This is a genomic window from Halomonas sp. EF61 (genome assembly GCF_040147045.1).
In the GTDB taxonomy this organism is placed as follows: Bacteria; Pseudomonadota; Gammaproteobacteria; order Pseudomonadales; family Halomonadaceae; genus Halomonas; species Halomonas litopenaei.
Genome location: NZ_JAMSHM010000001.1, coordinates 1,891,903 through 1,917,584 on the forward strand (window position 1 = coordinate 1,891,903; position 25,682 = coordinate 1,917,584).

The 25,682-nt window shown below is 66.5% G+C and carries 24 protein-coding genes; 17 read left to right on the forward strand and 7 right to left on the reverse strand.

The window, feature by feature from the left end:
- Positions 1 to 112: 112 nt before the first annotated feature.
- Positions 113 to 1,456 carry an MATE family efflux transporter gene (locus NFI08_RS08375; RefSeq protein ID WP_231498423.1) on the reverse strand — a complete coding sequence of 448 codons (1,344 nt, stop codon included), beginning with the start codon at positions 1,454 to 1,456 and terminating at the stop codon, positions 113 to 115.
- Positions 1,457 to 1,895: 439 nt separating this feature from the next.
- Between NFI08_RS08375 and NFI08_RS08380 the strand changes: the two genes are divergently transcribed.
- From NFI08_RS08380 to NFI08_RS08425, 10 genes are all read left to right on the forward strand, one after another.
- Entirely contained in the window at positions 1,896 to 2,126 is a 231-nt protein-coding gene (locus NFI08_RS08380; protein WP_349588568.1) for a Flp family type IVb pilin, read from the forward strand.
- A 67-nt stretch (positions 2,127 to 2,193) separates the two neighbouring features.
- Complete coding sequence (gene cpaB / locus NFI08_RS08385; RefSeq protein ID WP_349588571.1) at positions 2,194 to 3,072, forward strand: Flp pilus assembly protein CpaB; 879 nt, start codon at positions 2,194 to 2,196, stop codon at positions 3,070 to 3,072.
- Positions 3,073 to 3,301: 229 nt separating this feature from the next.
- On the forward strand, positions 3,302 to 4,597 hold the full coding sequence (locus NFI08_RS08390; protein WP_349588574.1) for a type II and III secretion system protein family protein: 1,296 nt from the start codon (positions 3,302 to 3,304) through the stop codon (positions 4,595 to 4,597).
- Positions 4,598 to 4,640: 43 nt separating this feature from the next.
- A complete protein-coding gene (locus NFI08_RS08395) occupies positions 4,641 to 5,921 on the forward strand; it encodes a TadA family conjugal transfer-associated ATPase (RefSeq protein WP_349588577.1) in 1,281 nt (426 codons plus the stop codon).
- Positions 5,918 to 6,796 carry a type II secretion system F family protein gene (locus tag NFI08_RS08400; RefSeq protein WP_349588580.1) on the forward strand — a complete coding sequence of 293 codons (879 nt, stop codon included), beginning with the start codon at positions 5,918 to 5,920 and terminating at the stop codon, positions 6,794 to 6,796. Before NFI08_RS08395 ends, NFI08_RS08400 begins: the two co-directional genes overlap by 4 nt.
- A gap of 44 nt (positions 6,797 to 6,840) precedes the next feature.
- Positions 6,841 to 7,719, forward strand: a complete 879-nt coding sequence (locus tag NFI08_RS08405; protein ID WP_045991405.1) for a type II secretion system F family protein — start codon at positions 6,841 to 6,843, stop codon at positions 7,717 to 7,719.
- Positions 7,720 to 7,741: 22 nt separating this feature from the next.
- Positions 7,742 to 8,551, forward strand: coding sequence for a tetratricopeptide repeat protein (locus NFI08_RS08410; protein WP_052704232.1), 810 nt, complete (start codon positions 7,742 to 7,744; stop codon positions 8,549 to 8,551).
- Positions 8,548 to 8,967: a DUF3613 domain-containing protein gene (locus tag NFI08_RS08415; RefSeq protein WP_083970208.1), complete on the forward strand. Its 420-nt coding sequence runs from the start codon at positions 8,548 to 8,550 to the stop codon at positions 8,965 to 8,967. The genes NFI08_RS08410 and NFI08_RS08415 overlap by 4 nt, the downstream gene beginning before the upstream one ends.
- A gap of 154 nt (positions 8,968 to 9,121) precedes the next feature.
- Positions 9,122 to 10,747 (forward strand): pilus assembly protein TadG-related protein, encoded by a 1,626-nt coding sequence (locus NFI08_RS08420; RefSeq protein ID WP_162197824.1) that lies wholly within the window; start codon positions 9,122 to 9,124, stop codon positions 10,745 to 10,747.
- A gap of 3 nt (positions 10,748 to 10,750) precedes the next feature.
- Complete coding sequence (locus tag NFI08_RS08425) at positions 10,751 to 11,188, forward strand: TadE/TadG family type IV pilus assembly protein (protein WP_045991408.1); 438 nt, start codon at positions 10,751 to 10,753, stop codon at positions 11,186 to 11,188.
- A gap of 137 nt (positions 11,189 to 11,325) precedes the next feature.
- Here NFI08_RS08425 and NFI08_RS08430 read toward each other — a convergent pair whose 3' ends face one another.
- The 3 genes from NFI08_RS08430 to NFI08_RS08440 all read right to left on the reverse strand — a co-directional run bounded on the left by NFI08_RS08430 (position 11,326) and on the right by NFI08_RS08440 (position 14,172).
- Positions 11,326 to 11,574, reverse strand: coding sequence for a YfhL family 4Fe-4S dicluster ferredoxin (locus tag NFI08_RS08430; protein ID WP_045991409.1), 249 nt, complete (start codon positions 11,572 to 11,574; stop codon positions 11,326 to 11,328).
- Positions 11,575 to 11,761: 187 nt separating this feature from the next.
- Positions 11,762 to 12,241, reverse strand: a complete 480-nt coding sequence (gene coaD, locus NFI08_RS08435) for a pantetheine-phosphate adenylyltransferase (RefSeq protein ID WP_045991410.1) — start codon at positions 12,239 to 12,241, stop codon at positions 11,762 to 11,764.
- Positions 12,241 to 14,172: a beta-ketoacyl synthase gene (locus NFI08_RS08440; RefSeq protein ID WP_045991411.1), complete on the reverse strand. Its 1,932-nt coding sequence runs from the start codon at positions 14,170 to 14,172 to the stop codon at positions 12,241 to 12,243. The genes coaD and NFI08_RS08440 overlap by 1 nt, the downstream gene beginning before the upstream one ends.
- Positions 14,173 to 14,715: 543 nt before the next feature.
- Here NFI08_RS08440 and trmB point away from each other — a divergent pair.
- On the forward strand, positions 14,716 to 15,405 hold the full coding sequence (gene trmB, locus NFI08_RS08445; RefSeq protein ID WP_045991412.1) for a tRNA (guanine(46)-N(7))-methyltransferase TrmB: 690 nt from the start codon (positions 14,716 to 14,718) through the stop codon (positions 15,403 to 15,405).
- Positions 15,406 to 15,464: 59 nt separating this feature from the next.
- Here trmB and NFI08_RS08450 read toward each other — a convergent pair whose 3' ends face one another.
- Positions 15,465 to 16,370 carry a LysR family transcriptional regulator gene (locus NFI08_RS08450; protein WP_222568317.1) on the reverse strand — a complete coding sequence of 302 codons (906 nt, stop codon included), beginning with the start codon at positions 16,368 to 16,370 and terminating at the stop codon, positions 15,465 to 15,467.
- A 113-nt stretch (positions 16,371 to 16,483) separates the two neighbouring features.
- Here NFI08_RS08450 and NFI08_RS08455 point away from each other — a divergent pair, with 113 nt between their 5' ends.
- Together NFI08_RS08455 and NFI08_RS08460 are read left to right on the forward strand one after the other, a co-directional pair.
- Positions 16,484 to 16,900 (forward strand): PACE efflux transporter, encoded by a 417-nt coding sequence (locus tag NFI08_RS08455; RefSeq protein ID WP_052704233.1) that lies wholly within the window; start codon positions 16,484 to 16,486, stop codon positions 16,898 to 16,900.
- Positions 16,897 to 17,226: a DMT family transporter gene (locus NFI08_RS08460; protein ID WP_045991415.1), complete on the forward strand. Its 330-nt coding sequence runs from the start codon at positions 16,897 to 16,899 to the stop codon at positions 17,224 to 17,226. Before NFI08_RS08455 ends, NFI08_RS08460 begins: the two co-directional genes overlap by 4 nt.
- On the opposite strand, the gene NFI08_RS08465 is transcribed toward NFI08_RS08460, so the two are convergent.
- On the reverse strand, positions 17,220 to 18,644 hold the full coding sequence (locus tag NFI08_RS08465) for a mechanosensitive ion channel family protein (RefSeq protein ID WP_253555152.1): 1,425 nt from the start codon (positions 18,642 to 18,644) through the stop codon (positions 17,220 to 17,222). The genes NFI08_RS08460 and NFI08_RS08465 overlap by 7 nt on opposite strands.
- A 315-nt stretch (positions 18,645 to 18,959) precedes the next feature.
- Here NFI08_RS08465 and dacB point away from each other — a divergent pair, with 315 nt between their 5' ends.
- The 4 genes from dacB (at position 18,960) to aroQ (ending at position 24,674) form a co-directional block, all read left to right on the forward strand.
- On the forward strand, positions 18,960 to 20,438 hold the full coding sequence (gene dacB, locus NFI08_RS08470; protein ID WP_045991416.1) for a D-alanyl-D-alanine carboxypeptidase/D-alanyl-D-alanine endopeptidase: 1,479 nt from the start codon (positions 18,960 to 18,962) through the stop codon (positions 20,436 to 20,438).
- A 37-nt stretch (positions 20,439 to 20,475) separates the two neighbouring features.
- Entirely contained in the window at positions 20,476 to 20,850 is a 375-nt protein-coding gene (locus tag NFI08_RS08475; RefSeq protein WP_045991417.1) for a diacylglycerol kinase, read from the forward strand.
- 147 nt (positions 20,851 to 20,997) lie between these two features.
- Positions 20,998 to 23,973 (forward strand): bifunctional [glutamate--ammonia ligase]-adenylyl-L-tyrosine phosphorylase/[glutamate--ammonia-ligase] adenylyltransferase, encoded by a 2,976-nt coding sequence (gene glnE, locus NFI08_RS08480; RefSeq protein WP_349588592.1) that lies wholly within the window; start codon positions 20,998 to 21,000, stop codon positions 23,971 to 23,973.
- A 260-nt stretch (positions 23,974 to 24,233) separates the two neighbouring features.
- A complete protein-coding gene (gene aroQ, locus NFI08_RS08485) occupies positions 24,234 to 24,674 on the forward strand; it encodes a type II 3-dehydroquinate dehydratase (RefSeq protein WP_349588595.1) in 441 nt (146 codons plus the stop codon).
- A gap of 7 nt (positions 24,675 to 24,681) precedes the next feature.
- On the opposite strand, the gene NFI08_RS08490 is transcribed toward aroQ, so the two are convergent.
- A complete protein-coding gene (locus NFI08_RS08490; protein ID WP_213230036.1) occupies positions 24,682 to 25,605 on the reverse strand; it encodes a DMT family transporter in 924 nt (307 codons plus the stop codon).
- Positions 25,606 to 25,682: the final 77 nt, after the last annotated feature.

The following is a 25,682-nucleotide window of genomic DNA, read 5'->3' on the forward strand; positions in this document are numbered from 1 at the left end:
CCGGGCCACTGGGAGTCAACGGTGCCGCAGCAGGCGCCCGTGAGTCAAAACCACCTGTAAGGCAGATAACGTCTCGGCACATTCACCATCGGTGATCTTCGGCCGTCGCTCCTCAGGCGGTGTCACGCCAGCGCGTGCTGCGATAGCGAAGATAGTAGGTCACAAGTACCGCCGAGCGCACTGCGGTAAAGGTCGTAAAGGCCAGCCACAGGCCGTGGTTGCCGAGCCCCTGGGTCAGCCACCACAGCGGCAGATAGACCGCCAGGCCGATGAAGATGGAGTTGCGCATTTCGGCAATCGCGGTGGCGCCGATGAAGACCCCATCGAGCAGGTAGCTCCACACCGCGATCAGCGGCATGGCGACCATCCAGGGCAGAAACTGGGCCGCCGTGGCGCGTACCTCCGGCAGGCCGGTAAGCAGCGCGATCAGGGCATTGCCGCCCAGCGCGAAGGCGAGGCTTGCCAGGGCCGCAGTGGCCAGCGAGCACAGCGCCGCCGCGCGCACCGAGAGAGCGAAGTCATCGAAACGACGGCGACCGATGGCGTGACCGGTAAGGGCCTCGGCGGCGTTGGCGAAGCCGTCCAGGCCGTAGGAGGTCAGCATGATGAACTGCAGCAGCACCGCGTTGGCGGCCAGCACGGTGTCGCCCTGGGACGCCCCCTGGGCGGTAAAGAAGGCCTGGGCGAACAGCAGGCCAAGGGTGCGCACGAACAGGTTGGCGTTGACCGAGAACAGCTCCCGGTAGGCGCCAATGGTCAACAGCCGCGCCCGCTCGAAATGTCCGCCCAGTCGGCCCAGGCGTCGACGGCACAGCCACAGCCCCAGGGCGGCGGTGGTGTAGTCGGCGATTACCGTTGCCCAGGCCACGCCGTCGCTGGTCATGTCGAGTCCCACTACGAACAGCACATCGAGCACGATATTGACGCCGTTGTTGGTCAGCAGCAGCAACAGCGTCACCCGACTGTTCTGCTGGCCGAGGAACCAGCCGAGGATGGCGTAATTGGCCAGCACCGCCGGCGCCGACAGCAGACGAATGGCGGCGTAGCTCTCGGCGAGCCCGGTAGCCTCGGGGCTTCCATCCAGTAGCCACAGCCCCAGCGCGATCAGCGGGTCACCCAGCAGGATCAGCGCAAGTCCGATCCCTCCTGCCAACAGCAGCGACTGCCCCAGCAGATGGCGCACCTGATCGTCGCGCTCGCGTCCCAGCGCCTGGGAGGTCAGGCCGGTAGTCCCCATGCGCAGAAAGCCAAACCCCCAGTAGAGGAAACCGAACAGGGTCGCGCCCAGCGTCACTCCGGCCAGGTAGCGTGAGTCGGGCAGGTGGCCGACCACGGCGGTGTCGACGAGGCCCAGCAGCGGCACCGTGATATTGGACAGGATGATCGGCCAGGCCAGGCCGGCGATGCGCGGCAGGCGTTCGAGGGTGGACGAGAAGGTGCTGGTGGAGGTCGACACGATGAAAGGCCTGTTCGGCTGAAGGCAAGGGCGCAACGGGACGGCGGCGAGGTGGGCAAGTGTCCGGTGATGGGGGAAGGGGGTCAAGGCCATGACCCCAAGGCGACGGCCTCAAGGTAATGCCGTCGCCAGGCATGGCGGTCGCGTTGCGGGAAGTGGTTGCTCAGGGCAGGGCCATGTCTGGAGTTGAAATGTCCGATATATCATTCAAGTGTCATCTCGTGTGATGAAACAATCTGTATCTCCTGTTAATCAATAGATACGTTTGGTTTCATTCTAGAGGATGACAAAAATAGTCAGGATGACTACTAATAAAGAGAGGTCGATATTAATAAAAAAGGATTAATAAAAGGCAGGAGGTATAAGAAGAAAACAGGAATCACTCGCGAAAAGCTGACGATATACAAAGAAAAAAACGATTTTACGCAGGAGTGTCAAAATGAAAGTATTCCAGCGCTTTTCCCGGGGCGAGCGCGCCCCTGTGCGCAAGTCTTCCTCCCTGAATCACCCCCGCTACCGTGGGCAGCGCGGAGCCAGCGCGATCGAGTATGCGATCATTCTTGCGGTGATAACTGTGGTGATCATTGGCGTGCTTCAAACAGATTCTTTTACCTCGGGAATTTCTGGCCTGGCTACCGATATTGGGTCTCTTTTCTCTTCTGATGATTGAAAAAACAAATAGTCGTTAAGGCTTGCCAATGTCCCCATCATTATTAAGAGTTCTTGCGGGGTGTCTTGTGCTCTGCGCTCTGGCCATGGCCTTTATCGGCTGGTCGCTAAGTCGTACCGCGATGACGACGAGCGTCGATTCGGTGTCAGGCCCCGAGCCCACCCCCGAACCTCTGGGCCATCCGGTTCTGGTGGCGGCCAGAGACCTGGCAGCGGGGGAGCGTCCTGCCGATCTCGAAGACGCGTTGCGCCTGGCCTACTTCCCCGAGCCGCCTGCAAGCACCTTCTCTGCTCTCGATCAGTTGCCCGACACGCGCCTGGCACGTCCTCTGGCGGAAGGCGACGTGCTGCGTGAAAGCGGCTTTGTCGGTGGCAGCGCTCTGGCCGAGGTGGTGCCTCCGGGCTTTCGCGCGGTGGGGGTCGGCATCGATGCGGTGATCGGTGGCGGTGGTTTCGTCGCCCCGGGGGATCGCGTCGACGTGCTCTATTTTGCCGAGGCTCAGGGGGAAGGTGGCGAGCGACACCGCCTGGCGCGACGACTGTTTGCCGACGTGTCGGTGCTGGGGGTCGGCGAGCGACTGGTGGGCGTGGACGGTGACGACGAAAAGGGGGGAGAGCGCACCGCGGTGCTGGCGATGCCCGAGACCGAGACCGCCCGGCTGCTGCTGGCCGAGACCACCGGGCGGCTGCGCCTGGCGGTGGTGGGCAGCGAGGAGGCCGCCGGCTTTGGCGAGGGGATCGATGATCTGCGCATGATGGCAGGCGGCGCCAGCTTCCTGCCGGTATCCCTGGGCCAGAGCCTCAGTGAGCCGGGCCAGACCGTCAGCTTCGAGGAGTTGACCGGTGTCGAGCGACCGGCAGCGAAAAGTGCTCCCGCGCCGCCACAGACCGGCTATCGGGTGGTGCAGCACGTCGGCGCCAGTCGCAGCGTGGTCACCCTGCCGTGACGGCGGTGGAGGAAGCAGGCAGACAACCATAACGAGAGGCCGGTAGTCGCCGAGGGAAAGGCGAGATACCGCGCCCGCGCAGGGAACAGGAAGGACCATGACGCGAGACAATGAGATCGTCCCACGCAGATCGGGGCGCGGGGGTACGTGCGCCGGAACACCGGTTAGCCGTCTGGCGAACGCGGCCCCTTCGGCACCGTGCCTGATGTTCGGCCTTGGGCGTAGCCTGGTGCTTGGCCTTGTAGTCGGTCTGGCACTTATGCTGGCCGGCGTCACGACAAGCAACGGCCAGGCGCTGGCGCAACAGCCGCCGCTGACCCTGGCGGTCGGCGATCAGGAGTGGCTGGGCCAGCCCGGCCGTATCACCCGCACGGCGGTGGGGCGGGGCGACGTGGTCGAGGCCCAGGTTCTGGACCCGCGTTCGCTGCTGGTCACCGCGGTGGGGCCGGGCAGCACCACCCTCAAGGTGTGGACGGCGGGGGCCAGTCAGCCCCGCGAGACGTTCATTCAGGTACGTCCCGCCGGCGGCGAGGGGCTCGAAGGCGAGTACTCGCTGGCCCCCCATTCTTCCAGCGCCGAGATCCGTGGCGTTACGAGGTCGTTGGAACGCCACGATCAGGCGGTGTCACGCTTCGCTACCCCTCCCATCGATGCCAGCCAGCAGCTAGGCCCTGTTCAGGTGCAGACGGATATCCGCGTCGTCGAGGTCAACCGCAGTCGCATGGCTTCGGCCGGCTTCTTCATCGGTCGCAACCAGGCCGGCTCCACCCGCTTCGCGCTGGGGCGCAGCGACGAGACCCTCGACTTCCTTTCTGGCGGTGCGGTGGCACCCAACGCCGGAGACGGGGGCTTCTCGATCATCCAGGTCAACACCAGCGGGGTGCTGTCGGCGATCAGTGCGCTGAGCGCCAACGGCTTCGCCTACACCCTGGCCGAACCCAGCCTGGTCAGCCTGTCGGGCCAGACCGCCAGCTTCCTGGCCGGTGGCGAGTTTCCCTTCCCGGTGCAAAGCGGCGATGACGAGATCAGCGTCGACTTCAAGGAGTTCGGTATCCGCCTGCAGCTGACGCCGACGGTGCTCGATGAGCGTCGGATCATGCTCAAGGTGGCGCCCGAGGTGTCCGAACTCGACTTCTCCCGGGGCGTGCAGACCGCAGGAGTGGCGGTGCCGGCACTCAACGTGCGCAGGACCGACACCACCGTGCAGCTCGGCAACGGCGAGAGCTTCATCATCAGTGGCCTGGTCAGTCGCAACATCATCCAGAGCGTGGACAAGATTCCGGGGCTTGGCGATATCCCGGTGATCGGCAGCTTCTTTCGCTCCACCCGACTGGATCGCGACGAGAAGGAGCTGGTGATGATCGTGACCCCCCATCTGGTGCGGCCACTGGCTGCCGGCGTCGATCTGGGGCCGATGCCTGGGGAGGCTTTCGAGGACTATGACCCCAATTTTCTCGAGCTGATGTTCGATCCCCGTGATGCCCAGGAGATCCAGCGTGTCTCCGAGGTCGGCTTCAGTCCCTGAAGGTTGGCGTTCGACGGCTGGTGTTCGGCGATCAGGAGGATGCATGCACTTTCGTCAAAAGCGAGTCCAGGAAACTGAGCCCCAGTCCGCCCCGGTGGTGGGGCCTGGGCTGGTCAGCGAGTTGCACCAGCTGGTCATCGAGCGCCTCGAGGATGATTCAAGGGGACTACTGGATGATCCGCTGCAGCTACGCCAGCGGGTACGGGAGCTGATCGAGGAGACCCTCAGACTCAGGGGCTACGCCCGCTCCGACGAGTGTCTCGAGCGGCTGGTCGAAGGTGTCTGCCGCGAGCTCAACGGCTTTGGGCCGCTGGAGCCGCTGCTCGCCGATGACGGTATCTCGGACATCCTGATCAACGGCCATTCCCAGGTGTTTATCGAGCGCGGTGGTCGGCTCGAACCCTGCGCGGTCAACTTCCTCGACGACGACCATGTGCTGAGGGTGGTGCGACGCATGCTGGCCCCCCTGGGTAAACGGCTGGACGAGTCGAGCCCCATGGTCGACGCGCGACTGGCCGACGGCTCCCGGGTCAACGTCATCATCGCGCCGCTGTCGCTCAATGGCCCCAGCGTGTCGATTCGCAAGTTTCGCCGCGAGGCGCTGGGTGCCGATGACCTGGTGGCCATGGGCAGTGTGCCGCCCAACCTCATGACCTTTCTGCGCCGGGCGGTGGAAGAGCGCTGCAATGTGCTGATCAGCGGTGGCACCGGTGCCGGCAAGACCACCCTGCTCAACGTCTTGAGTGGGGCGATACCGGCCAGCCAGCGGGTGGTGACCATCGAGGACAGCGCCGAGCTGCAGCTCGCCAGCCATCACGTGGTACGCCTCGAGACCCGGGCGCCAAACATCGAAGGCGAGGGCGAAGTCGGCGCCAGCGCCCTGGTCAAGAACGCCCTGCGCATGCGTCCTGACCGGGTGCTGCTGGGGGAGAGCCGGGGCGATGAGGTGCTCGACATGCTGCAGGCCATGAATACCGGCCACCAGGGCTCCATGAGCACGGTGCACGCCAACTCCGCCGGCGACGCCGTGGTGCGCCTGGAAATGATGGTACGGATGTCACGCTTTCAGGGCACCGACGCCCTGGTACGCCAGATCATCACCACCGCCCTCGATCTGATCGTCCATGTGGAGCGGGGCAGCGACGGCAAGCGTCGGGTGGCCGAGGTACTGCGAGTCGGTGGTCTCCAGCGCGGCGAAGTCCAGCTGGAGCCCTTGTACCGAGCCGACGGTGGCGCGGTGCCCTCGCTGCAGCCACCGGGCGACGATGACTCACCGATCGGCTGGCGCCGGCTGCTGAGCTCCCTGCAGGAGCCTTCGCCATGACGGTCTGGGGAATGTTTTCGCTGGTAGCCCTGTGCCTGGGGGGCGCCGCCTGGCTGCTGCTGAAGAGCGCCAGTGCGCTTACAGAACGCGCCGCAGGTGGTACACGCACCGCCCGGCGGCGGCTGATGTCCCAGGATTCGTTGATGGAGTGGCTGGTGGAGCGACTCACCGCGGCGGGGCTGCCGGCCTCGCCGGCCGTCGTGGCGCTGTCGGGAGGCAGCCTGCTGGTGCTGGCGATGCTGCTGCTGTCGCGGCTGGGGGCGGTGTGGGGCCCCGCCATGGTGCTGGTCATGGTGCTGGCAGCCAACGCCCTGATTCGCTTCAGAGCGGCGAGGCTGCGACGCCGGGCGAGGCGCCAGCTTGGGCCCTTTCTTGGGCATATCACGCGAGGGCTCAGCGCCGGTCAGGGCCTGGAAACCGCCTTCGAACTGGCCATCAAGCGCTCTCGGCCGCCGTTGTCGGATGCCCTTTCCCGAGTAAAGCTGCGTCGCCAGCTGGGCCAGGAGCTGGACGAGGGCCTGGCCCGGGAGGGCCAGATACTCAGGCTCGACGAACTGCGGCTGCTGGCCACCGCGATACGCATCAATCAGCGTCACGGCGGCAGCCTTTCCGAGATGCTCGACGCCTTCGCCTCGGCCCTGCATCAACGCGAGCAAAGCGGCCGAGAACTCGCCGCCATGACCGGCGAGACCCGCGTCAGCGCCTGGGTGCTGGGACTGTCGCCGCTGGCGTTGACGCTGTTTATCCACTTCACCCAGCCGGAATTTCTGGCACCGATGCTCGAAAGCGCCGGCGGACGCCAGGCATTGATGCTGGCGGTGGCGCTTCAGCTTGGCGGCGGCTGGCTGCTGTGGCGAATGCTCAAGTCGGTGTAAACCCGGGCGCGTCGCGACATGACGATAACGAACAGGAGGCGCGGATGTGGAACCTATGGTGGAGCGGGGCGGTGATGGCGTTGGCGCTGGCGGCGTCACTGCTGTTGATCAGCGCCCGCCGGCCGCTGGGCGCCGAGGGCGAGCGACGCCACGACGAATCCCGGCTGCTGCGCGAGGGGCGCGGCCTGTGGCGTAGTCGGTCCCGTCAGCAGGGTATGGCGGCGCGACTGTCGTTGCGCCTGCGCCAGTGCGGGCATGTCGGTGCCAAGGCGCAGCTTGCGGTGTTGCTGGCCTGGGGCGTGCTCGCTGTCGGTGCGGTGATGCTCGGGGGGCTTCTGGCGCTGGCCGGTGGCAGGCCACCGTTGGCGGTGGTCGCCATGGGAGCCGCCTGGGGAGGCTTCGCGCTCGGGCTCGGCTGGCTCGCCATGGAGCGCAAGCGGCGGCGGCGCATTCGACGACTCGATGAGGATATCGAGCTGGTGCTGCAGGTGACGCGGATGCTGTGGGACACCGGCATGACCCTGGAGAGCCTGCTCAACCGGCTGATCCAGCAGCTTGGTGCGACCACCCCGGACATGGTGCTGGAGCTTCGTGTCGTGGCCAATCGTATCGACAGCGGCCAGGACCGGGAACGGGTGCTGGAAGAGGCGGCCGCGGTGCAGGCCAGCGAAGGGGTCGAGCAGTTCTTTCTGCTGTTCGCCCAGATCGCCCGTACCGGCGGGCGAGCCAGGGACAGTCTGGCGACCCTGGTCGATCGCCTCGGGGCGCAGCGACGTACCCGGCTGCAACAGAAGGTCAGCCAGCTCTCCGGCACCATGTCGCTGGTCATGATGCTGTGCCTGTTTCCCGCCCTGCTGATCGTCATGGCAGGGCCTGCGCTGGTCAACCTGGGCGGCCTGATGGGGTCGCTCGGTGGACCATGACAACGGATCGCTGGAGGCGCCCATGCGCACGACAACAACGCTGAACAAGCGCTCGCCATCACCGAAGATGCGTCCCCTGTGGCTGGCCACCGGTGTGGTGCTGATGACCGGATGCTCGAGTACACCGGATGGCCCAACGTCGATGGCGGCGCTGGGCGCGCTGTCGCCGGACATCTCGCGGGCCGCCCCGGAGCAGAGCGTCGGCCCCTGTGGCCGACGCTACGACGCCGAGATCGGCGTCGAGCTGTCGCTGATCCAGCGCATGCTGGACGACGACAAGCCGCGCTCGGCCGCGGCCCATCTAGAGGCCGGCGACTATGGTCTACCGCTGGCCTGGCGGCTTGAGGGCGAGGCGCTACGCGCCGTCGGCGACACTGTCGCCAGCGACCGGGCCTACGAGGCCCTGCTGGGCACCTGCCTGGCCGCGGACGGCTATCGCGGGTTGGCCCGCAATGCCTTCAGCGAGGGACGGCGTGAGCAGGCGCTGGCGCTGATGCGCGAAGCCCGCCAGACACGGCCGATTGATCCACGCATTCGCAACGACCTGGGCTACCTGCTAATGCTGGCGGGGGACAATCGGGCCGCCGCCGAGGAGTTCCGCACCGCGCTCGAGCTGGACCCGGGGCACGAGCAGGCCGCCGCCAATCTGGTGCTGGCGCTGAGCCGCAGCGGGCAGCGGCAGCGTGCCGCCGACGCCGCCCGGCACTTCGGTGTGGATGCACGGCTGGTGGGCGTGCGCGATAGCGCTGCAGCCACAGAGCTCTCTGCATCGGGCTCGGCATCGCGGTCGGTATCACGTCCGGCGGCGCAGGCCGAGAGTGAAGAGTCATGAAGCCTCGTCGATCCATCCATCCGTGCAAGGAGCGCCTGTCCATGCTGTCGAACCTGTTGTCGAAAAAGACCTTGCTCGAGCCGCGAACGCTGGTCACCGTCGCCCTTATCTGCCTGCTGGTCAGCCTGGCGCTGGTGTTCTGGCCCGACAGCGCCAGCGCGCAGCAGACAGGAACCGCGCAGACCAGCTCCCAGGCCGTTGCCTCGTCGCAGGTCGTGCGCCTGCCGGCCACCCGGGATCCCTTCGGCGAGCGTACCCGCACGCTACTGGCCGTCCAGCGCGACGGGCGCCTGGCGTCACCCTCGCCCCAGGCGCTTTCGGGCAAGGTGCAAGGTCAGATCTACCAGCGCTATGTGGACAGCTTCGGCCACCCGATTCCTGAGCGCTATATCGAGACGGGCTTTGGCGAGGACTAGACGTGCCATGGCGCCATCGCCGCGGGTTGAGCCCTGGCCGAATCACGTAACCGGAAAGGCCAGAACCGGCTGGCCGGTGGGCGATCGTGCTCAGGCGATTGGGCGAGCGAAGGAGCGCAGGTGTGGCCCAGCCTCCCAGCGTGGCGCCATCGGCGTGATGACCGCCTTCTTGCTGGTGGGGCTGGTGGTGGTGGTGACGCTGGCACTGGACGCCGGTCGCCTGTATCTCGAGCAGCGCCGACTTCAGCAGGCTGCCGACCTGGCGGCGGTCTCGACGGCAGCAAGCTGCGACGCGCTGTTTCAGGGCGAGGCGTGCCGCTCGGGAGAGCTGCGCCAGGCCGCCATCGCCGCCGCCGCGGCCAACGGCGTCGTCGTGGGCGCCGATAGCGAACAGGGCGAGGCCACTCTGGCGGTGACCCAGGGGGCGCTGGACGATGAAGGTGTTTTTGATGACGAGGAGGGACTGGCCAGCGCCGTCAGCGTGGTCCTGAACCGCCAGGTGCCCAGCAGCCTGCTGGCCAACCTGGGAGAGCTGCTCGGGAACGAGGTGGAAGATCTGGTCATGCTCCAGGCCAGCGGTGTGGCGCGGCGAACCGCGGTGGTGACCCTGAGCGCCGGCACCCGCCTGCTTGCGCTCGATACCAGCGAGTCGACGCTGCTCGATGCGCTGCTCGGAAAGCTGATCGGGGGGAGTCTCGATCTCACCGTGCTGGGTGCAGATGACGGCGTGGGCCTGGACGTCAGCCTGGGCGAGGTGCTGGACGTGGAAGCGCTGGACGTCGACCTCGATGAGGGCCTGACTCAGAACTTGGCCCAGACCTTGAACGAACCTCTGGATCTGCACACGCTGGGCAGTCGACTGGCATCGGTGTTGGATCTGGCGGGTGGCAACCCGGTGCTTGGCGACGCGCCAGGCGAGAGCTTCACCCTGGGCGAGCTGCTGGCGATCGATACCAGCGGCGAAGTGTCGATGACATCCTTGCTCGAAGCACGCGTTCCGGTCCGGGATCTGCTCGAAGGGGCGCTGCTGCTGACGACCAGCAAGCAGCAGGATAGCGTCAGCCTCGGCTTGGCCGATCTCTCGCCGCTTGTTGTCGGCCTGGGGCTAGACCTTGCCGATATCTCGCTTGAACTCGACGTCATCTCGCCGCCGAGCATCGCCGTGGGCCCTCCGGGGCCCTCAGCGGCAAGCCTCGCGAGCGATTGTGCACCTTCCAGTTGCTATCGCAGCGTGGCACGCAATGCCCAGCTCGGGGTGGCGCTGGATGTCGAGCTGAATGTTCTTGGGCTGATCGGTGTGAAGGCGAGCACGCGAGTGACCGGGGCCAGTGGCAAGGCGGCGATCGGTTCACTGGCCCCAGCGGACGATAGCCTCGCGCTGACGCTCGCCGCCAGGCGCGAACTGCTCGAGGTCACCCAGTCGGTGGAGGGTACTGGATTGCTCGGCATCGGCTCGGTTTCGCAGACCGTGCGCTCCGGCGGGACTGGTGATGCCACGCAGCTCATCCGCTGGCCAGCGCAGAAGGGGGCGGAGTTCGATGACCAGGGGGGGGCTCAACTGACCGGCGTGCTCAGCGGCCTGCTATCAGACCTGGGGCTCTCGGCGCTGTTGTCCGGGACCCTTACGGACGTCAATACGATACTGCTCGAGCCGCTGCTCGAGGGGTTGGGCATCGGTATCAACACCCTGGAGGTGCGGGTGCTGGCGGTGGACGCCGGAGGCGTCGAGTCGTTGACTGCCTGCGAGGCAACCCAGGCCGGCTGTCGAGGAGGAACCTAGACCATGCATAGAGGCAAGGGCACGCGAGCGTGCCGCCAGGGCGGAGCAGTGGCCATCGAGTTTGCCATCGTGCTGCCGATCTTCCTGCTGTTGCTGTACGCCCTGGTCAGCTATTCGGTGGCCATGGTGCAGCAGCACCAGTTGACCCAGGTGACCAGCGAGGCGGCCAGGTCTGCCGCGGTGGTGGCGAGCGCCCCCTGGCTCGCCGACGAGGATATGCTGGCCGAGGCCACCCAGCGAGTGCTGGACAGCATCGAGGCCATGGGCTGGCTCGCCGACGATACCCCTGGCTGCATCGAAGGTGCCAGGGTGGCGATCGAGGACGACACCCTGACGGTGTGTCTTGAGCGCTCGCTTTCGATAAAGACCTTGAGCGTGGCGGGCATCAGCGTCCCCGATCTGCCCGAGGCCTTGAGTGGGCGGGCGGTGATCAAGCTCTAGCCGGGGTGCCGCCCCTGGCCTTGAAACGACACGAGCCGCCCTTGGGCGGCTCGTTGAGATTTTCGGGTCGTGGCTTGCGAGAGGTGGTGTGCGGGTCGTGGCTTGCGTCGTCGAGCAGACTTGGCCCGTTGCCGGACTCAGGCAGCGGTGATGATGTGGTACTTCTCCATCAGCTGATCATGGCTCTCGACCCGCTCCGGGTCCAGCGGAATGCAGTCCACCGGACACACCTGTTGGCACTGGGGCTCGTCATAGTGGCCCACGCATTCGGTGCACAGGTTGGGGTCGATGACGTAGATCTCCTCGCCGGGAGAAATGGCGCCATTGGGGCATTCCGGTTCGCAGACGTCGCAGTTGATGCACTCGTCGGTGATCATCAGTGACATTAGGGGTCCTCGCGCAGAGTCGTGGCCACAGGGCCAAGGCAGCGTGCCGCCGGAATCTCGCCGTCGCGAGGGGGCCGGGCAGGCTGCAGGGGGGCTCGGCAAGGCCGATAGCCACCCTGGAGTTCGGGATCAACGGGAAGACCACGGCCTGATCGCAGCGCGCCGAGGTCAATTCCCAGTGTGATGGTCAAGTATTGTAATGGCTACGCAGGGTTTGTGCGACCTTGGGGTGCACATGCTTCGAGATGTCGCCGCCCAGCCGAGAGATCTCCCGCACCAGAGTGGAGGAAATGTAGGAGTTCTCCACCTCGGGGGTCAGGAACACGGTCTCCAGGTCCGGCATCTGGGCGCGGTTCATGTTGGCCAATTGCAGCTCGTACTCGAAGTCGGAGACGGCGCGCAGTCCTCTCAGCAGCACCCGGGCGTTCTGCTCTTTCATGAACTCCGTCATCAGGCCGGAAAAGCCCACCACCTCGACGTTGCCAAGGGAGGCAACCACCTCTCGGGTCAGCGCCAGACGGGTGTCCAGGTCCAGCGTCGGGCCCTTGCCAGGACTCGAGGCGATGGCCACCACCACCTTGCCGAACAGCCGCGAGGCGCGCTCGATCAGGTCATAGTGGCCATTGGTGATGGGATCGAAGGTGCCAGGATAGATGGCGGTGGTCATCACCTCTTCTCCTGTCTCTCGTCAGCGAACGGCGTGTCCAGCTCGTCGCCGGCTTCGTCGAGCCGGCCAAAGGGATTGTCCACGCTCAGCGACACCGGCTGCTGGTAGCCGGGGATGTGGATGCTGTCGGCACCGACCTCAAGCTCAGGGCCTTCCAGCACGCCTTCACCGAAACGATAGCGCACGGCGAAGTGTCCCGCATCGGCCTGTTGGTGGTAGACGGCGGCCTGGGCCCGCGTGGCCTCGCGACGCTCGCGCCAGGCGGCCATGGCATCGGCGCCGTGGCGCTTGGCCAGCAGCCGTTCGGTGGCCTCGGGGGAGATCAGCACCCCGGTGGCGTTGTTGCCGCCAAAGCCCTTGGCGTTGATCAGGCTGGCGTCGGCCTTGAACGCCTGGGTGTCCTTGAACAGTCGCAGGCGCTCGGCGTGGACGTCGTCGGCGACCCGGTCGAGGGTACAGATGCCCGGCAGCAGGCCGTAGGCGAAGCTGCCCAGGGCGTTGGTGAGCTGGTCGCCGGCGGCGCTGCCCTGGGAGTGGCCAAGGTAGGCCTTGATCGCCACCACCGGCCAGTCGGTGATGCCGTGGGCCTTGGCCACGGCGTCGAACACATGGGACTCGGTGGTGCGGTTCTTCGGCGTCGAGGTGCCGTGGGCGTGGATATAGCTGCGTTCTCGCAGGCTGGTCTCGCCGAGCATGTCGCGAATCAGCGAGCAGGCCTTGCCGAGGGTCACGTAGTTGCCGATGCCGGGGGCCGAGATCGAACGCTTCCAGCCGTCGGCGTTGACGAACACCTCCGGTGCGGCGGCCAGGATATCGGCACCCACTTCCAGCGCCAGGCTGTCGTCCATCAGCATCACGAACTGGCTGGACTCACCCATGGTAAAGCCGCAGTTGCGGGCGAAGGGGCGGCTGGCGCGCTGGTAGTCGGCGTCGGTCAGAAGCTCCAGGGCGTCCAGCGCCTTGAGGCTGTCGTCGTCGGCCAGCGCCCCCATGGTGCGAAAGCCCTCGATGATCTCGGGGGTGATCGGGGCGTCCGAGGTGCCGACCATGACGATGCGGCGGCGGCCGCTTCTGATGTCGTCGATGCCCAGGCGCAGGTTGTAGAGGAAGCTGGCGCAGGCGCCCAGAGCGGCGCCGGTGGCACCGACGCTACCCAGCACATAGGCATTGAGGAAGTCAGCGGGCATCTGGCCGTAGCCCAGCGGCATCTGCTTGGAGGTGGCGCGCTTGCCCGAGACGAAGCTCTTGAGCAGGCCTCCCCAGCCCTCGTCGTCGAGCTGACCGATGGAGTTGCCGGCATAGACGGCGATGGCGTCCGGGTCCAGGCGGTCGCGCAGCGAGTCCCAGTCGAGTCCACTGTCACCGAGGCAGTCGCTGGCGGCGAATACCGCCATGGACAGCCCGCGCGGGTGATGCACGCTACGGTAGAGCTGACTCGGGTCGAAGCCGCTGGGCAACTGGCCTGCGGCACGGACCTGGGCCTGGCGGGTCTCCGGCAGCATCACGTCCATCTGGCCGGCGGGTACCGTGACTTCCAGATGATGGCGATCGACCTCACGCACCTGCCAGGTGGGCGGCAGGTTGTCCGGTAGCTGCCTGCGGCGCAGGCGAAAGGTCAGCGGCGATTCCAGCGCCAGGTTGGCGCGGCGATTGGCGGGCAGCCCCTCGTCATTGAAACGGGGATCCTCGATGCGACGAATCAGGGTGTGGCTGAGCACCTGGTCGCGGGTCTCCTGCGCCAGCTGGGCGGCATCGAGCACCTGCCCCTGGGCGTTGTGCCAGCGCTGGTCGGCGTCGCAGTGCGCCAGGCGCATCATCGCCGCCAGGCCGAGCAGGGTGGAGGTCTGCTCGGCCTCGGGAAGGGCGTCGAGCACGGTGCGACGGAAGGCCTGGTGGCCCGAGGTACGGCCGGCCGGGTTGACGCCGCCCATGCCCACGATCACCGGTAAGTGTGACAAGCCGGAGTCCTCGTATTGAAGCGGGTGAAAGGCTCGCTCTCGGAGCGGAGAAACGACATTGAAGGGCGCTGCGACAGACCCGGACAGCCTGGCTGTCCGTGAACGAGGTAAAGACGGCTCGACTCTCGTGTTGCCTTGCAGCGATAGCGTGACGATCGCCTGCAAGCGTCGGTCGAGAGGAGCCTGAACCTCACCATTCTGGCGGCGAGGAGTCGTGCCTCGCGCGATGCCGCGTGCGCCCCAAGCAAAACGCCGTTCGATATTGCCATGGGAGAGGGATTCAGGCCAGCGATGTTAGCACTTGGTCTTGCCTCAGTCATGCGCGTTTCGGTGAAGCCAAGGGGGAGAAAGGCTTGGCGCCGGGGCTCGCGCCCGGTCTCGCTCGACAACGTGAATGGTGAAGGCGGGACGAGTCCTGCGGTGTAAGCCCCTGCTTACGCGTGAGGCACTTGATACACTGCATGCCAGGGCAAGACCAGGTCTTCGCCTCGCCGTTTCCACTGCCCGAGATCGCCCATGTCCGACGCCCCCCGCATCGTCACCTCGAACCAGACCGGTCCCCACGAGGACCTGCCGCGTCGGGTCAGTCGCGGTCTGTCCCATGTCTGGCGCAAGCCGCTGGCCGAGCACACCCGTGAAGCCTTCGCCGAGGCCGAGACCTGGCGCAGGGCTCAGGGTGAGCGAGGGCTTATTCTCGACGCCTGCTGCGGGGTCGGGCTGTCGACCCGCAAGCTGGCCGAGCGGTTTCCCGAGCACTGCGTGATCGGCGTCGATCGCAGCGCCGATCGACTGTCGCGGGACCACGGCCGGCTGCCGGACAACGCCCTGCTGGTGCGCGCCGACCTGGTCGACTTCTGGCGGCTGGCGCTGGCCGAAGGCTGGCGACCGGAGCGCCACTACCTGCTGTACCCCAACCCCTATCCCAAGTCGGTGCAGCTCAAGCTGCGCTGGCACGGGCATCCGGTATTTCCCGCCATCGTCGGCCTGGGCGGACGTCTCGAGGTGCGCTCCAACTGGCGTCTGTACATCGAGGAGTTCGCCATCGCCGTGTCCCGGGCCACCGGCGTCACCACACCGCTGGGGCCCTTCGACCCCGGCGATGACCCGCTCACCCACTTCGAGCGCAAGTACCATGAGCACCACCAGCCGCTGTGGCATCTGGTCGTCAACCTTGACCATCGCCCGGGGCTGATGCCCGGCATGTAAGCGGCCACTCGCCGACTCCCAGGCCGCCACTCTACCAGGGGGTGATCACGGCACATGGCTCATCGGGACGAACTGTGCTCCAGCGCGCGGAAGCTTTCGCCAAGGGTACGGGCGAGCCAGCTGGCGATGGGGCCACGGGCGGCGTCGCGGCGGGCCACCGTCTCCACCTCGATGGTGGGGGGCTCGCCGAGGCCCGGTCCGGTCAGCTCGACCAGTTGGCGCCGGAAGGGTGGATAGTGCGCGATGTGCTCCGGTACCAGCGACCAGCCAAGCCCGCGGGCGGTCAACTCGGCCATGGAGTAGAAGCTGTTGAGTCGCCAGTGCTGGGGGCTCAACGGTTGTTCGGCCTGACGGTCTGGCTGGCGCGAGGCGATCATCAGCTGGCGATGATGGGCCAGTTCGCTACGGGTCACCGAGTGGACGCTGGCCAGGGGGTGGTCGCTACCCGCCACCCAGCGCTGGCGCAGGTGGGCGATACGCTGACCCTCCAGCGGGCCGGCGGTGTGGGCCTGGCTCAACAGGATGCCGAGATGGGCGGTGCCCTGTTCGACCCAGTCGGCGACGTCGCCCTGGGCGCCGTAGAGCAGGGTCAGCGACAGCGCCGGGTAGTGTTGCGCCAGTGCCTCCAGGGTGGCATCCACCGGTGGCATCTCGACCAGCGCCTCGTGGATCGCCACCACCAGCTGGGCCTCCTCGCCCTGGGACAGGGTCGCGGCTCGCGCATTCAGGCGCTCGCACTGGGCCAGCACCGCCCTGGCTTCCGGCAGTAGCGCCTGACCCGCCGGGGTCAGGGTTGGCGAGCGCGAACTGCGGTCGAACAACTCACAGGCCAGATCGAGCTCGAGATGGGCGATGGCGGTGCTCACTGCCGACTGGGCGCGGCCAAGGTGGCGCGCCGCGGCGGAGAAGGAGCCGCGCTCGGCGCAGGCGATGAACAGGCGCAGCTGATCCAGGGTCCAGTGCATGGGGTGGGTCTCACCTATCGTAAAACCTGATAGTAGCTACCTGGCAACCATCGTCCAAGTCACTAGAATAGCGATCCATCGATAGTCATCACGCCGTCGGCGGGGGTAGTCAAATGCGGTCGCTCAAGGAACGCCTGATCCATATGGTGTCGTTTGAACTCGGCGGGCTGGTGATCGTGACCCCGTTGGCCAGCGTGCTGACAGGCCACGGTCTGGGCGAGATGGGCGTGCTGGCGGCGGGGCTGGCCACCGCCGCCATGCTCTGGAACCTGGTCTGGAACTGGCTGTTCGATCGCTGGCTACCGACCCGTCGGCGCACCCTGTCCCAGCGTTTTGCCCAGGCCATGGGCTTCGAGACCGGGCTTCTGATCATGACCCTGCCGGCGGTGGCCTGGTGGATGGAGATCGGCCTGGTCGAGGCATTCTGGCTCGACGCCGGCTTCATGCTGTTCTTTCTGGTCTATGCCATGGTCTTCAATTCCCTGTTCGACCGCATCGTCGAACGTCGACTCCACGGAGCAAACGGATGAGCTACTTGTACCTGGCGCTCGCCATCGTGGCCGAGGTCATCGCCACCTCAGCGCTCAAGGCCTCCAACGAGTTCACCCGGCTGTGGCCAAGCGTGGTGGTGGTGGTCGGCTACCTGGCGGCCTTCTATCTGTTGTCACTGGTGCTGCGCAGCGTGCCGGTAGGCATCGCCTACGCCTTCTGGGCGGGGCTTGGCATCGTGCTGGTGACCCTGGTGGGTATCGTGGTCTACGGCGAGAAGCCAGACCTTCCCGCGGTGATCGGATTGGCCATGATCGTGGGAGGTGTCGCTGTCATTCAGCTGTTTTCCTCGGTGTCCTCTCACTGATGGGGTGGTTCGTCGTGTGACCGGGTTGAGTCGTTGCCGCCCAGCAGGTCGGTGCGGCCTTCCGGCGGCGTCGTAGTGCCGATGGACTGCTCGATGGCCCGGCGTTCGGTCTCGAGGCCGCCTTCGGCACTGGTGACGTCGGCATTGTCGCTGGCCGGGACGACGTTGCTCGGTGCTGGCGTGGCCGGTGTCGCGACTCCCTGAGGCGGCTCGACGGCGGAGACTTCCGATGGGGAAACGACGGGTACACCCTGGGGAAAGATGATTTCCCGGGCCTCGTCCGGCATCGAGATACCGGCTTCGGTCAAGGTGTTCTTGATCTGGCGCAGTACTGCCGAGCGCAGCTTGACGCCGGCGATGGTCTGGCCGTCAAACCAGAAGTAGGCCTTGAGATTGACCGTGGATGCGCCAAGGGCATCGACCAGTACCATGGGTTCGGGGTGCGCGATGATCGCTTCGTGCGCGGTCAGAACCTGATGGATCAGCGTCTGGGCATGGGTGACAGAGTCATCGTAGCCGATGCCGATATCGACGCTGGTCCTGAGGCCTGGTGAGGTGGAGTAGTTGATGACGATCGTCTTGAAGATCGTGGCATTGGGAATCTGAATATGATTGCCCTCGGCAGACAGCAGCACCGTCGAGCGGGCGTTCATGCTTTGCACGATTCCGCTGTGCTCTGCGACGGTGATCCAGTCGCCGCGACGAAAGGGCTGGCGTATCGACATGATAAGCGTGGCCAGGAAGTTCTCGGCGATGTCGCGAAAGGCAAAGGATACGACAATGCCGATCATGCCGGCGCCGCCGACCACGGAAAACGCCAGGCCGGTCAACCCGGCGACCTGCAGGATGAGATAGATGCCGAGCAGCAACACAGGAAGGGCGATGGCACGGGCCAGCACCTGGCGTAGAAAGGGCGAGGCGACACGCTTGCGCAACAGGCGCCTGGCCAGCGCCGAGACCAGGCGTGCAAGCAGCCAGGCCAGCGGCAGCACCAGCAGCGCCAGCAAGGCCAGCGGTACATAGGTCAACGCCTCGCGGCCAAAGCGCCCAAGTTCGTCGATGACCGGCGTCAGCGACAGCGTGAATTCGGGCTGCACCTCGATGCGATTGACGACGGCGACAACGCCCTCGGTCTTGGCGGCCAGGGAACCGGCCCAGTCGCGGTGGTTCCCCGAGGCCGTCGCACCGTCCAGGTAGACGATGCCTTCCTTGACCTCGACGGCGAGACTACGATACCAGCCGGCCGAGGCCAGAATGCCGGTCAATCGACGTTCGATATCGGCATCCTCGGTGCGCTCTGAGACCGCGATCGTCTGGGTGCCCTCGACGCTCGGCGCCTCCTGGGCACGTGCGCTGCTGTCGAGTACGACGTTGCCAAGCATGGTGCCAAGGATCAGTACGTACAGGATCCCGCGCATGGCCTTTCTCCACGAATGCAAGTCGCTTCTCAGCATGCTGGTATTTTCCTGGCTTAGCCACTGCAGGCTGTGCTTGGCTGGCGCTGTTTCTGCTCGTCGATACGCGCGGTCGTGCGTCGGGTGACGTCGGTCGAATTAGGCGGGTGGTTCTCCGAGGATTGTGAGAATCGTCACCGATCCGCCGCCGGCCCGGTGGCGTAGAGCGCGGCGTGGTCATGTCATCAAGCTATAGTCGAATCCTTGGACGCCAGGCGGTAGACTCGGCCCTCGTTGCGCCGCATGGGCGCAACGCCCGTTCATCGCAGGGAAGTCTTCATGTCGCCTCGCTCGCCATTCGCCTGGCCCGTTCTCCTCGTTTCCGCCCTGGTGGCGTTGTGCCTCACGCTGTTGTCCGCCGCCTCGGCGCAGGCCGCCGGCTTCGGCAATCTGGCCGAATTATCCAAGCAGGGCTTTCTGATCAGTGCCGAGGCACGTCTGCTCGGCACCGGTGATGCGCCCGGCGAGACCCTCGGCAGCCTGACCCCGGAGCGCCAGCTCACCCCGGCCTCGGTGACCAAGGTCTACACCGCGGCAGCGGCGCTGGATGCCTGGGGCCCGCAGCATCGTTTCACCACCGAGCTCGTCAGCACCGCGCGCCCGGGAAGCGACGGTACCCTGGCCGGCGATCTGGTGATGGTGGGGGGAGGCGATCCCAGCCTGACCAGCGAGGACCTGTGGCGCCTGGCCCAGCGTCTGCACCAGGCCGGGGTGCGCCGGGTGACCGGACGGCTGGTGGTCAGTCAATGGCGCTTCGGTCCGGTGACCTGCCGGACCATCGATCGCTGCACCGCCCGCGAGCGCTCCGACAACGCCTACAGCGCGCTGCTGACGTCGGCCGGGGTCAACTACGGTAGCTGGTGCGTGCAGGTGGCGCCTGGCGCCGTCGGCGGCCCGGCGCGTATCACCGGCTGCAACAGCCAGGCGCCGCTGTTCGCGGTCAACAACAGGGTCACCACCCAGGGCGCCAACGCCGGCACCAGCCTGCAGGCGACCCGGGTCAATGGCGCCGAAGGCGAGACCCTGACGGTCAGCGGCCAGATCTCGTCCAACGCCCTGCCGCGAGAGGTCTACCGTGCCAGCGCCGATCCGGCGGCCCAGACGGCGGCGACCCTCAACGCCATGCTGGCGCGCTCCGGCATCCTCGTCGAAGGCGGCGTGGCCACCAGCAGCGAGGCGCCCCCCGGCGGCGCCCGTCGCCTGGCAGCGGTGGACGGCAAGCCGCTGCAGGAGATCCTGCTGCGCATGCTCAACTACTCCAACAACTACATGGCCGATGTGCTGGCGCTGGATCTGGTGGAGGGGCCGCGGGTCGAACTCGATCAGGCCGGTGCGGCGCTGGAGGCCTTCGTCGCCCGGGTGCCCGGCCACGGCGAGGTGACCCTGGAAAGCGGCAGCGGCCTGACCACCGGCAACAAGATCTCGGCCCAGGGCGGCAACGCCCTGCTCGAGTACATGTTCGGGCGGGCGGACCTGTTCCCGGTGTTCAACGCCGGCCTGCAGGCCCCGACCAACGGCCCCATGCGCTTTATCCGGCGCGGTTCGCCGACCTTCCAGAGCCACGTGACGCTCAAGACCGGCACCCTCAATCAGCCGGTGGCGGTACGCGCGGTAACCGGCTACTTCCGTACCGCCAGCCACCGCTTCGGCGTTTTCACCGTGCTGGTCAACGGCACCGCCAACACCCCTTACATCAGCTGGGCCAGGGTGCTTGACCTGGTATCCCTGGATCTCGACCGCATGATTGCCAACCACTGAGGGGCCGGGAGCGCCCCTTTCGCCACGAGGAACCCTCATGAAGCCCGGACACACCGGCTGGCGCCACCTGATTCACTCGACGCGTTACTCGCTCAAGGGCCTGCGGGCCGCCTTTCGTCACGAATCTGCCTTCCGTCAGGAGCTCGCGCTGTGCCTGGTGCTGGTACCGCTGGCCTGGTGGATCGGTGACACCCCGGTGGAGTGGATCCTGCTGGTCGGTAGCTGCTTCATGGTGCTGATCGTGGAACTGCTCAACAGTGCCATCGAGAGCGTGGTCGATCGCATCGGCCCCGAGCGCCATGTGCTGTCCGGTCGGGCCAAGGACATCGGCTCGGCGGCGGTGATGCTGTCGCTGGCGATGGCGGGGCTGACCTGGGGGCTGCTGGCCGTGGAGAAGTTCCTGATGGCATAGGCGGCCGTGCTCACACGACCGGGCTTGCCTGATGGCCCAAGGGACCGTGCTCACAGGCCCGGGCTTGAGTATGCTCAGGGGAGGAGCACAGGCCCAGGCCCGCCGTGATCTGCGCACGGGGGCGACGAGTGAACAAGGAGAGCCGCCATGCAGCTGAGCCAGGATTTCTTGCCCCGAGACGACATCCCCACCGCCCTTGTCGGTGCCCTGGATGCCGCCTGGGAGCGCCTTGCCTCGCGGCTCGAACAGGCAGACAACGTCGCCGAAATGAGCGGCAATGAGCCCCCCGGCGAACTTTATCAGGCATTGGAGCCCCATCGTCGGGTCGAGCTCGCCCGGGTGCTGGCGATCTCCGAGTTCGCCTGCGAGACCCTGTGTCGCCATCCCCAGTGGCTGGGTTGCCTGGACTCCAGCGGTGAGCTGGATCGTGCCTTGACGCCCGAGGCGCTCAGGCAGCTGCTCGACGAGGGCCTCGAGGCCGCCGAGGATGAAGCCGCCGTGCAGGCGGCGATTCGGCGCTTTCGTGCCGCGCGCATGCTGGCCATCGTGTGGCGCGACATCAACCGCCCCGAGGGCGTCGACGCCTGGGCCACCGGTGCCGCGGTGTCGCGCCTGGCCGAGGTCTGCCTGGAAGGGGCGCTTGGCTGGCTCGAGCGCTTTGTCGAGGCCCGCTGGGGGCGTCCTGCCCCGCGCGAGGACGGCAGCGAACAGCGCCTGGTGGTGCTCGGCATGGGCAAGCTGGGCGCCGGCGAGCTGAACCTGTCGTCCGACATCGATCTGATCTTCGCCTACCCGGAGAAGGGCGAGACCCAGGGTGGGCGCAAGTCGCTGGACCACGTCGAGTACTTCACCAAACTCGGGCAGAAGCTGATCTCGGCGCTGGACCCGGTGACCGCCGACGGCTTCGTCTTTCGCGTCGACATGCGCCTGCGCCCGCTGGGTGACGGTGGGCCCCTGGTCGGCAGCTTCTCGTCGCTGGCCGGCTACTACCAGGATCAGGGCCGCGAGTGGGAGCGCTACGCCATGCTCAAGGCGCGCCCGGTGGCCGGCGATATCGACGCCGGCTATGAGCTGTTGTCGAGCATCCGCCCCTTCGTCTACCGCAAGTACCTGGACTTCGGCGCCATCGAGTCGCTGCGCGAGCTCAAGGCGATGATCAATCGCGAGGTCCGGCGCAAGGGTATGCAGGGCAATATCAAGCTGGGGCCCGGCGGCATCCGCGAGGTGGAGTTCATCGTCCAGGCGTTTCAGTTGATTCGCGGCGGGCGCGATACGGAATTGCAGGTGACCTCGCTGAAGACCGCCATGCAGCGGCTGCCGGAGTTGGGCCTGCTGCCCCAGGAGGTGATCGACGAACTGCTGCCGGACTACGCCTTTCTGCGCGACCTGGAGCACGCCATCCAGGCCCTCGAGGACCGCCAGACCCAGGCGCTGCCCGACGACGACCTCGACCGCGAGCGGGTGGCGCTGGCGATGGGCGCCCAGGGCTGGCCGGCGCTGATGGCGCGTCTGGATGAGGTGCGTGGGCGGGTGCGCAAGCACTTCGACGCGGTCATCAGCGACCCCGAGGACGAGGTCGAGGAAGATGGCGTCGACGAAGGCGCCAGTCTCGATACCTGGCGCCAGCTATGGCGCGGCGAGCCGGACGATGACGAGGCCCAGGCGACACTGCAGGACGCCGGCTTCGACGATGCCGCCACCGCACTCAAGCGAATCAAGGGACTGGCCGGGTCACGCCAGGTTCAGGCCATGCAGCGTGTAGGCTACGAGCGCCTCGATGCACTGATGCCGCTGCTGTTGGACGCGGTGGCCGAGAGCGAGGCCCCGGATGCGGCGCTTGAGCGGGTGCTGCCGCTGATCGAGGCGGTGCTCAGGCGTACCGCCTACCTGGCGCTGTTGCGCGAGAACCCCGACGCCCTGGGCCACCTGATGAAGCTGTGCGGCGCAAGTCCCTGGATCGCCGAACAGATCGCCCGCTACCCGATCCTGCTCGACGAGCTGCTGACCCCGGATACCCTCTACACCCCGGCGGACAAGGAACGCCTGGCCGACGAGCTGCGCCAGACCCTGGCACGGATTCCCGAGGACGACGAGGAAGCCCAGCTCGAGGCACTGCGGGTGTTCAAGCACGCCCAGGTGCTGCACGTGGCGGCCTCGGACATCGCCGGCACCCGCCATCTGATGAAGGTCAGCGACTACCTCACCTACATCGCCGAAGTGATCCTCGACGCCGTGCTGGCCATGGCCTGGAAGACCCTGACCCGCAAGCACGGCTATCCGCTGGGCAAGGACGGCGAGCGTGCCGGTAAAGCACCGGAGTTTCTGATCGTCGGTTACGGCAAGCTTGGCGGCATCGAGCTCGGCTACGGCTCGGATCTCGACCTGGTGTTCCTGCACGATTGCGCCTCCCAGGGAGAGACCGATGGCAAGCGGGTCATCGACAACACCGTGTTCTTCACCCGGCTGGGCCAGCGCATCATCCACCTGTTGTCGGCGGTGACGCCGGCCGGTTCGCTCTACGAGGTCGACATGCGGCTGCGCCCCTCGGGCAACTCCGGTCTGCTGGTCAGCCCGCTCAAGGCCTTCGCCGAGTACCAGCGCGAGCAGGCCTGGACCTGGGAGCACCAGGCGCTGGTGCGCTCCCGGGTGGTGGCCGGCGACGCGACCCTGGCCGAAGGCTTCGAAGAGGTGCGCCGGGAGATCCTCGGCCGCGAGCGCGATCGCGAGGCGCTGCGCGAGGAGGTGGTCAAGATGCGCCACAAGATGCGCGATCACCTGGGCTCGAAGGGCTCCGACGATACCTTCGACCTCAAGCACGACCCCGGCGGCATGGTCGACATCGAGTTCCTGTGCCAGTACGCGGTGCTGGCACTGTCTCACCAGACACCCGAGCTGATGCGCTTCAGCGACAACATGCGCATCCTCGAGACCCTGGAGGAGACCGACCATCTCGAGGCCGACGAGGCCCAGGCGCTGCGCGACGCCTACCTGGCCGCGCGCAGCGCCAACCACCGCGCTGCGCTGACGCGGGAAAGCGCCCGGGGCGACGTCGAGGCGTTCAAGGACCACCGCCGAGCCATCATCGACGCCTGGAAAGCCTGGCTGGAGCCTGAACAGGGGTGAATGACGGCGGGGTCCAGCCCCGCTCGAGTGGCACACTGCAAGAGGGCGAGGCACGCCAGGGCAACAGGGCAAACAGCTGGTGAAGCGACATGACCGTGGATTCAAGCGTCGCACCTCGCTGCCTGTTCGCGCCAGCCGGTTCGTGGTCCTGGGCGTGGACGCCTTCAAGCAGTTCTGTGAGGATGAGCGAAAGCGTGCCGCCAACGAGCAGGCCGTCTCTCTTTTTGCCCCCCACGGCGTGAACTGTTGAAGGAGAATCCTTGATGAGTGGCAAGGTACTGGTCCTGCACGGCCCTAACCTCAATCTGCTGGGTACCCGAGAGCCCGAGATCTACGGCCACGAGACCCTGGCCGAAATCGACAACGCGCTGCGCGAGCACGCCGTGCTTGAAGGCTGGGAGCTCGCCAGTCGCCAGAGCAATCACGAAGGTGAGCTGATCGACGCCATCCATGCCGCACGTCTCGATGGCACCGTCGCCATCATCATCAACCCTGCGGCCTATACCCACACCTCGGTGGCGATCCTCGATGCCCTGAACGCCTTCGACGGCACGGTGATCGAGGTGCACCTGTCCAACGTGCACAAGCGCGAGAGCTTCCGCCACCACTCCTACGTCTCGCTGCGTGCCGATGGCGTCATCGCCGGGCTCGGCAGTCAGGGCTACCACGCCGCCCTGGATGCAGTGATCAGAAAGGGCTGACGCCGGATCAGCGATCGCGCCCCCGAGTCAGCGCCAGGGTGATGCCGGCGGCGCTGATCAGCGCCGCGCCGATCCAGGTCTCCGGGCGTGGCACGTCGCCGAAAAAGATGAAGCCGAACAGCGCCGCCCAGACGATCTGCAGGTACAGAAAGGGCGAGACCAGCGAGGCCGGCGCATAGCGCATGGCCAGGATCAGCGTGAGCTGACTGGCCGCGCCCATCAGGCCGACAAAGACGAACAGCGGCAGATCACCCAATGCCACCGGGGTCCAGAAGGCCGGAACCACCGCCGAGCTGACCAGGGCGCCGGCAAGGCCCGCGTAGAACAGCGAAGTGAGGGGATGGTCCTCGCGCCCGAAACGTCGGGTAGACAGCTGGTAGAGCGCGAAACAGGCGGTCAGGCCGAAGGGCAGCAGAATCGCCGGGTTGGCGCGCCAGTCCACCGGGCCCACGCAGATCACCACCCCACCGAAGCCCACCAGGATCGCCAGCCACTGGCGCCAGCCGACCCGCTCCTTGAGCAGCGGAATCGCCAGCAGGGTCACCAGCAGCGGCGAGCTGAAGTTGATGACGTAGACCTGCAGGATCGGCAGGGTGCGAAAGGCCAGGTAGGCGAAGGTGCTGGCCCCCAGCAGCAGCAGGCCACGAACGAACTGTCCGCCCAGGGATGACGTCTTGAGCATGGCCATGCCCGGCCCACGTCCCAGATAGACCAGGTAGCCGGTCAGCACCAGCATATGGCCAACGTAGCGCGCCCAAACCACCTGCACCGGCGAATAGTCCTGGGCCAGGGTCTTGACCCCGGTGTCGAGCATGCAGAACAAGAGCCCCGCCGCCAGCATGAAGGCGATGCCCTTCATCGGCCGGTCGCGGTTGAGGGCCTGTGGCGACGTCAGGGGCGTAGTGTCTGGTGTCGATGAAGGTGTGGACATGGCGGGCCGTTGGCGGTCGAAGCGGGACGGCGACATTCTGCGCCGACAAAAAAGTAGCAAGCTAAATGATGCCTTTC

Bases quoted from the DNA above. Each gene is read 5' to 3' on its own strand.
- NFI08_RS08475 (WP_045991417.1), top strand. From the start codon at position 20,476: ATGAAGCCCGGACACACCGGCTGGCGCCACCTGATTCACTCGACGCGT.
- NFI08_RS08400 (WP_349588580.1), top strand. From the start codon at position 5,918: ATGACGGTCTGGGGAATGTTTTCGCTGGTAGCCCTGTGCCTGGGGGGC.
- NFI08_RS08465 (WP_253555152.1), bottom strand. From the start codon at position 18,644: ATGCGCGGGATCCTGTACGTACTGATCCTTGGCACCATGCTTGGCAAC.
- NFI08_RS08430 (WP_045991409.1), bottom strand. From the start codon at position 11,574: ATGTCACTGATGATCACCGACGAGTGCATCAACTGCGACGTCTGCGAA.
- NFI08_RS08425 (WP_045991408.1), top strand. From the start codon at position 10,751: ATGCATAGAGGCAAGGGCACGCGAGCGTGCCGCCAGGGCGGAGCAGTG.
- NFI08_RS08380 (WP_349588568.1), top strand. From the start codon at position 1,896: ATGAAAGTATTCCAGCGCTTTTCCCGGGGCGAGCGCGCCCCTGTGCGC.
- NFI08_RS08395 (WP_349588577.1), top strand. From the start codon at position 4,641: ATGCACTTTCGTCAAAAGCGAGTCCAGGAAACTGAGCCCCAGTCCGCC.
- coaD (WP_045991410.1), bottom strand. From the start codon at position 12,241: ATGACCACCGCCATCTATCCTGGCACCTTCGATCCCATCACCAATGGC.
- trmB (WP_045991412.1), top strand. From the start codon at position 14,716: ATGTCCGACGCCCCCCGCATCGTCACCTCGAACCAGACCGGTCCCCAC.
- NFI08_RS08460 (WP_045991415.1), top strand. From the start codon at position 16,897: ATGAGCTACTTGTACCTGGCGCTCGCCATCGTGGCCGAGGTCATCGCC.
- NFI08_RS08440 (WP_045991411.1), bottom strand. From the start codon at position 14,172: ATGGGCGGCGTCAACCCGGCCGGCCGTACCTCGGGCCACCAGGCCTTC.
- NFI08_RS08410 (WP_052704232.1), top strand. From the start codon at position 7,742: ATGCGCACGACAACAACGCTGAACAAGCGCTCGCCATCACCGAAGATG.
- glnE (WP_349588592.1), top strand. From the start codon at position 20,998: ATGCAGCTGAGCCAGGATTTCTTGCCCCGAGACGACATCCCCACCGCC.
- NFI08_RS08415 (WP_083970208.1), top strand. From the start codon at position 8,548: ATGAAGCCTCGTCGATCCATCCATCCGTGCAAGGAGCGCCTGTCCATG.
- NFI08_RS08455 (WP_052704233.1), top strand. From the start codon at position 16,484: ATGCGGTCGCTCAAGGAACGCCTGATCCATATGGTGTCGTTTGAACTC.
- NFI08_RS08405 (WP_045991405.1), top strand. From the start codon at position 6,841: ATGTGGAACCTATGGTGGAGCGGGGCGGTGATGGCGTTGGCGCTGGCG.
- dacB (WP_045991416.1), top strand. From the start codon at position 18,960: ATGTCGCCTCGCTCGCCATTCGCCTGGCCCGTTCTCCTCGTTTCCGCC.
- NFI08_RS08450 (WP_222568317.1), bottom strand. From the start codon at position 16,370: ATGCACTGGACCCTGGATCAGCTGCGCCTGTTCATCGCCTGCGCCGAG.
- NFI08_RS08490 (WP_213230036.1), bottom strand. From the start codon at position 25,605: ATGTCCACACCTTCATCGACACCAGACACTACGCCCCTGACGTCGCCA.